The 6,000-nt window shown below is 71.8% G+C and carries 6 protein-coding genes; all 6 read right to left on the bottom strand.

The window, feature by feature from the left end; translation table 11 throughout:
• Positions 1-197 precede the first annotated feature (197 nt).
• The 6 genes from ACFWXQ_RS35285 to ACFWXQ_RS35260 all read right to left on the bottom strand — a co-directional run bounded on the left by ACFWXQ_RS35285 (position 198) and on the right by ACFWXQ_RS35260 (position 5,886).
• Positions 198-1,148 carry an MBL fold metallo-hydrolase gene (locus ACFWXQ_RS35285; RefSeq protein WP_383937823.1) on the bottom strand — a complete coding sequence of 317 codons (951 nt, stop codon included), beginning with the start codon at positions 1,146-1,148 and terminating at the stop codon, positions 198-200.
• The gene (locus ACFWXQ_RS35280) at positions 1,145-2,149 is read right to left on the bottom strand and encodes an aromatase/cyclase (protein ID WP_383937825.1); all 1,005 of its coding nucleotides are present in this window, start codon (positions 2,147-2,149) and stop codon (positions 1,145-1,147) included. The genes ACFWXQ_RS35285 and ACFWXQ_RS35280 overlap by 4 nt, the downstream gene beginning before the upstream one ends.
• 40 nt (positions 2,150-2,189) lie before the next feature.
• On the bottom strand, positions 2,190-2,981 hold the full coding sequence (locus ACFWXQ_RS35275) for an SDR family NAD(P)-dependent oxidoreductase (protein WP_362075070.1): 792 nt from the start codon (positions 2,979-2,981) through the stop codon (positions 2,190-2,192).
• Between the two features lie 18 nt (positions 2,982-2,999).
• Positions 3,000-3,254, bottom strand: coding sequence for a phosphopantetheine-binding protein (locus tag ACFWXQ_RS35270; protein ID WP_200398626.1), 255 nt, complete (start codon positions 3,252-3,254; stop codon positions 3,000-3,002).
• Between the two features lie 80 nt (positions 3,255-3,334).
• Entirely contained in the window at positions 3,335-4,624 is a 1,290-nt protein-coding gene (locus ACFWXQ_RS35265) for a ketosynthase chain-length factor (RefSeq protein ID WP_383937828.1), read from the bottom strand.
• Entirely contained in the window at positions 4,621-5,886 is a 1,266-nt protein-coding gene (locus ACFWXQ_RS35260; RefSeq protein ID WP_383385666.1) for a beta-ketoacyl-[acyl-carrier-protein] synthase family protein, read from the bottom strand. The genes ACFWXQ_RS35265 and ACFWXQ_RS35260 overlap by 4 nt, the downstream gene beginning before the upstream one ends.
• Positions 5,887-6,000 lie beyond the last annotated feature (114 nt).

The raw sequence follows: 6,000 nt of genomic DNA, 5'->3' as shown, positions 1-6,000 counted from the left end.
CTCGCGCACCGCCTCGCACACCGCGGTCCAACGGCGGATCGGCCCGGCGTCGGCCACCTTGGCGTGGGCCGCCGCGGCGGGGGCGCCGCGCGCGTGGTTGGGGGCGGTGTTTTGGGCGGGGGGCCGGGGGGGGCGGCGGGGGGGGGGTGGTGAACTTTTCACCACCGCCGCGCCGAGTTGTGCTGCCAGGACGTCTCTCAGGCGTGGGAGACGGGAAGTACACCCCCGTTGTACTCGACCATCTCGCCGAAGACCGACACGACGTCGAGGGCGCTGCCGAGCTCTTCGCCGGCCAGTTCCGCGTAGGCCCGGTGCAGGTTGGCCACGTACCGCTCGGGATCGCGCAGGTCGCCGTACGGGCCGGGCCCCGTCTCGCGGGCGAGCTGGAGGGGGGTGAGCCCGGCCGCCCTGCCCTCGGCGGCCCGCTCCGTCAGCCAGTGGAAGTACTCCTCGGTCTGTGTCAGCGCCTCGGGGCCGCTGACGGGTCCGTGGCCGCCGACGACGGTCCTCGGGTCCAGCTTCCGCAGGAGTTCCAGGGTGGCGAGGGACCCGGCGACCGAGCCCATCAGCACGAACGGCGTACAGCCGGGAAGCACGACGTCGCCGGCGAACAGCACGCGCTCCTCGGGCAGCCACACCAGCGTGTCGTTGGTGGTGTGCGCGGGGCCCGGATGGATCAGCTCGATCCGGCGCTCCCCCTGGTGGAGGGTGAGCCCCTGGCGGTACGTCAGGTCGGGCAGCATCAGTTCGATGCCGCCCCACTCGACGTCGGGCCACAGCGTGGTCAGACCGAGTCCGGCGGCCGCCATCTCGCTGCGGGTGCGCTCGTGCGCGACGACGACGGTGCCCGGGCCCGCCAGTACGGCGTTGCCGAAGGTGTGGTCGCCGTGGAAGTGGGTGTTGACGATCAGCCGCGGGGACTCGGGCGTGAGCCCGGCGAGAGCGGCCCGCATGGCGCGGGCCCGCTCCTGGGTGGCGGCCGTGTCCACCAGCACGGGTCCGCCGCCCCGCCCCGGTTCCAGCAGGATGCCCGCGTTGCTGACGCACCAGCCGCCGTCGGGCTGGATGTACGCGAACACGCCGTCCGCCAGCTCTTCCAGCCTGCCCGGAGTGGCGGTCCGAGCCCCGGTCACCGTACGACCGCTCACTCGGCGGCCCCCTGACCGAGATGGCTCCGGGCCGTCCGAAGGGTGCCCCGGCTGTTGGCGCCTATGATGTCCCGGGCCTTGACGAGGGCCTGGGCGAGGGTGGTGCCCGGTCCGAAGACGCTCTCCACCTCGGCGGGATCGAGGGCGATCGTGTGCCAGGCGGTGACCCGGGTGCCCTCAGGACCGCTGCTGAAGAGCCACTCGCCGGAGTGGGCCAGCAGTCCGCGTGGCGGGGTGGTCTGCTTGTAGACGATCCGCTCGCCCTCGAAGCACAGCCGCACCGACTGGGTGGTGTGCTTGCTGCCGTCCGCGGCGGAGGTCTCCATGTCCATGGTCTGCACCTCCGCGCCCGCGGTGGCGGCCTCCGCCGGGACGGTCTCCAGGTCGAGCCCGGCCACGTGCGGCAGCCGCTCCGGCCACAGATCGGCGCGGTACAGGAAGTCGTAGACCTCCGCGGCCGGCGCGGCTATCAGCTCGTCGTCGCTGAAGGTCAGGATCAACTCGTCCGGCTCCTCGGGGCGTTCGGCCCAGGACCGGAGCGCCCCGATCTCGACGGTGCTGTTGGAGTCCAGCGCGGCGGCGATGCGGTCGGCCGCGCCCGGATCGCCGTCGGTGGTCCACCGGTGCCCCAGTTCCAGCCGCCCGGGGCTGCCCGGCGAGGCGTCCTGGAACAGCCAGTGACCCGACATCTCCGTGAGCGGCGCGACCGGGGTCTCCTGCGCGAAGTCGATCCGGTTGCCCGCCGGGTCGAGCACCCGTCGCGAGGTCCAGCTGCGCACCCCGTTGCCGACCACCGCCCAGAGCCTGATGCGCTGGATGTCGCCGGTGAGTTCCAGTTCCTGGGACCAGATGCAGGGCGCGAAGAGCAGCGGCCAGCGGCCGACGTCCTCGATGAGCGCGTAGGCGCGGCGGGCCGACGCGGCCAGCTCGGTCACGTGCTCGGCGCTGCGGGTGGGGCTGACGGTGCTGTTCGCGGGCCGCTCGTGCGTCTCCGTGTCCACGCGGTCGTTCTCCTCAATCTCAGTGGCGTGCGGGGGCGGCTCAGTAGTTTCCGAGACCGCCGCAGACGTTGATCGCCTGCGCGGTGACGGCCGCCGCCGCGTCCGAGACCAGATACGCCACCATGGCGGCGACCTCGTCGGGGTCGGTGTAGCGGCCGAGGGGGATCTTGGCGTTGAAGCGCTCCAGGACCTCGTCCTCGGTGGTGTTCCAGATACGGGCGTAGTGCTGGCGCACATTGCCCGCCATGGGCGTCTCCACATAGCCGGGGCAGACCGCGTTGACGGTGATCCCGCTCTTGGCCAGTTCGAGGCCGAGGGCCTTGGTGAACCCGACCACACCGTGCTTGGAGGCCGAGTAGGGCGCCCCGAACACGACGCCCTGCTTGCCGCCCGTGGAGGCGATGCTGACGATCCTGGCGCGCTTCAGCTCGCGCATCCGGCCGGTGGTCAGCACCTGCTTGGTGACCAGGAAGACGCTGTTGAGGTTGGTGTTGATGACGTCGAACCAGAGCTCGTCGGGGATCTCCGCGGTGACGCCGCCGCCGCTGCGCCCGGCGTTGTTCACCAGGACCTCCACCGGACCGAACCGGTCGACGGCGGCCTGGACGAACCGCTGCACGCTCTCGGCCGAGGTCACGTCGCACACGGTCCCGTCGGCCGTCACACCGCTCTCCTGGAGCTCCTTGACGGTCTGGGTGAGGGCTTCCTCGTCCCGGGCGCAGAGGTAGACGGGATGGCCGAGCGCGCCCAGGGAGGCCGCGACGGACCGTCCGATGCCCCGGGTCGCTCCGGTGACGACGGCAGTGCCCCGGGGGGCCTGTACCTGCTCCATGGTGTCGGGCCCGTTCTCTCAGGCGGCCTGGGCCGCGGCGTGGTTGACCCGGTCGAGGAACTCCCGGGGCGTCTCTATCCCGGTGACCTCCTCGTCGGTGAGCTCGACCCCGAACCGGTGCTTCATCAGGGCCGCCGTCTCCAGCAGCGCCAGCGAGTCGTAGCCGAGGTCGGTGAAGGGCAGGTCCAGGTTCTGGCCGTTGAGCGTGACGTCGTCGTCGGCACCGGCGCACTCGGTGAGCACGAGGACCAGGTCGTCGAGGGTGATGGTCATGAGGTGAACTCCTCGCGTACGGAATCGGATGGGGTGGGGTGGGGATGCAGGTGAGACGGGGATGACTGTGGGGTCGGAGGTCAGGCGGTGGCCTCGGGCGAACGGACTACGACCGCGGCGTTGAAGCCGCCGTGACCCCGCGCCAGCACAAGGGCAGTACGCAGCGGCGCCTGGCGGGGTGTGCCGCGCACCAGGTCGAGCCGGTGCTCGGGAACGGGGCGGTCGATGCCCGTGGTGGGCGGGATGACGCCGTCGCGCAGGGCGAGCAGGGCCGCGGCCACGTCGAGCGGGGCCCCACCGCCGAACAGCCGGCCCGTGAGGGTCTTGGGGGCGGTGACCGGCACACCGTAGGGGCCGAAGAGCGCGCGCAGTGCCGCGGCCTCTTCGTCGTCGGCCGTGGGCAGTCCCGCGGCATCGGCGAAGACCACGTCCACGTCCTCGACGCCCAGCCCGCCGTCGGCGAGGGCGAGCCGCGCGGCGCGTTCGAGACCGGGCGGACGTCCCGAACCCGGCCGGGGCGAGAAGGTGGCCGCGTACCCGGCGATCTCGCCGTACACCCGGGCGCCGCGCGCACGGGCCGCCGTCTCCTCTTCGAGTACGAGCATCGCGCCCCCCTCGCCCGGTACTTGACCGGCGGCGCGGGTGTCGAAGGGCAGGTAGGCGGTGGCGGGGTCGTCGGAGCGGGAGAGCCGGCCGCTCGCGAGGTGGGAGACCAGCCCCCAGGGGTCGAGCGAGGAGTCCATGCCGCCGGTCAGCGAGAGCTTGACGCCCTGCCGCAGCGTACGGCGGGACTGGCCGATGGCGTCGAGGCCGCCCGCCTGCTCGGAGACGAGGACGCCACTGGGTCCGCGCAGCTTGTGGCGGATGGAGAGCTGGCCGGTGTTGACCGCGTAGAACCAGGCGAAGGACTCGTACACGCTGACCTGCTGCGGGCCCTGGGTCCACAGCTTGCGGATCTCCCGGTGGGTGAACTCGAATCCACCGGTGGCGTTCGAGGTGACCACGCCGCAGCCGTACTCGCCGTATCCGTCCTGTTCCGCCAGTTCGGCGGGGTTCGCGTCGGCGTCCGCCAGGGCCTCGGCGCCCGCGACCAGGGCCAGCCGGGTCACCCGGTCGGTCTGCGGCAGCAGCCGGCCCGGAATGTGCTCGGCCGCCTCGAACCCCGCGATCCGTCCGACCAGCCGGGACGGGTAGCGGGAGGCGTCGTAGTCGACGACCGGCCCGATACCGCTCGTGCCGGCCAGCGTGGACTGCCACCACTGCTCGGTGCCCAGGCCGTTGGGGGCGGCGACGCCGATGCCGGTGATGACGGCGGTCGGCCGCCCGGTGCGCTCAGGGGTCTCCTGGGCTTCGGGAGTGGCCAGTGTCATCGCGTGGTTTCCTCTCGGGTGATGACCATGGCGGACTGGAAACCGCCGAAGCCGCTGCCCACGCTGAGGACGGCGTCCACGCCGTGCTCCCGGGCCTCGTTCGGCACGTAGTCCAGGTCGCATTCGGGATCGGGCTCGTGAAGGTTGGCCGTGGGGGGAACGACACCGTTCTCCATGGCCAGCGCGCAGGCGGCGATCTCGATGGAGCCGATGGCACCCAGCGAGTGCCCGACCATGGATTTGATGGAGCTGATCGGCACCTCGTAGGCGTGCTGCCCGAGGGTCTCCTTGAAGGCGGCCGTCTCGTGCCGGTCGTTCTGCTTGGTGCCCGAGCCGTGCGCGTTGACGTAGTCGACGAGATCGGGGTTGAGCCGCGCCTGGTCCAGCGAGTGGCGGATGGCCTCGGCCATCTCGTGGCCGTCCGGCCGCAGACCCGTCATGTGGTACGCGTTGCAGCGGGTGGCGTAGCCGCCGATCACCCCGTAGACATGCGCGCCCCGGGCCCGTGCGTGCTCCAGCTCCTCCAGGACAAACATCGCGGCGCCCTCGGCGAGTACGAAGCCGTTGCGGGTGCGGTCGAAGGGCCGGGAGGCGTGCTCGGGGTCGTCGTTGCGGGGCGTGGTGGCCTTGATCGCGTCGAAGCAGGAGACGGCGATCGGCGAGATCGGGGTGTCGGCCGCCCCGGCGATCATGACGTCGACGGTGCCCTCGGCGATGAGGTCACGCGCGTAGCCCACGGAGTCGAGACCGGAGGTGCAGCCGGTGGAGACGACCGTGGCGGGGCCTTCGGCACCCACGGTCCAAGCCACCTCGGCCGCCAGAGAACTGGGCACGAAGGCGTCGAAGAGGTGGGGCGAGACATAGTCGCTGTCCACCTCCCACAGCCGGCCGCTGTCGCTGAGGACGAGGTATTCGCGTTCCAGTCCCGTGGTGCCGCCGACGGCGCTGCCGACGCTCACCCCGGTGCGGTGCGGATCGAGTTCCACGAATTCCAGGCCGCTGTCCGCCATGCACTCCCTGGCGCTGACGACGGCGAACTGTGCGGCCCGGTCCAGCCGCCTCGCCTCCCGCGGGCTGAGCCCGGACCGCTGCGGATCGAAGTCGACTTCGGCGGCGACCTGGGAGCGGAAGCGGGAGGGGTCGAAGAAGGAGATGGTGCGGGTGGCGGTGCGGCCCGAGACCAGGAGATCCCAGAACGCCTTCTTGCCCACCCCACCCGGCGCGACAACGCCTATCCCGGTGATTGCGACACTTCGGTTCACTGTCCTGCCCCTCGTTCGGCTGCCTTCGACTGTCGGCGCAGCCCCTTGACCACGGCTCGAATTCGACTGGCGGCCCCGTCTCGCCGGTCCAGCGGTGGTCCACTCCAGGTCGAG

It is taken from the genome of Streptomyces sp. NPDC058697, assembly GCF_042715345.1.
Taxonomy (GTDB): Bacteria; Actinomycetota; Actinomycetes; order Streptomycetales; family Streptomycetaceae; genus Streptomyces; species Streptomyces liliifuscus.
This window is presented reverse-complemented; position numbering and strand designations above follow the sequence as displayed.

What these genes read in the sequence shown, in the direction of transcription:
- ACFWXQ_RS35275 (WP_362075070.1), bottom strand. Translation starts at nt 2,981, where the DNA reads ATGGAGCAGGTACAGGCCCCCCGGGGCACTGCCGTCGTCACCGGAGCG.
- ACFWXQ_RS35270 (WP_200398626.1), bottom strand. Translation starts at nt 3,254, where the DNA reads ATGACCATCACCCTCGACGACCTGGTCCTCGTGCTCACCGAGTGCGCC.
- ACFWXQ_RS35265 (WP_383937828.1), bottom strand. Translation starts at nt 4,624, where the DNA reads ATGACACTGGCCACTCCCGAAGCCCAGGAGACCCCTGAGCGCACCGGG.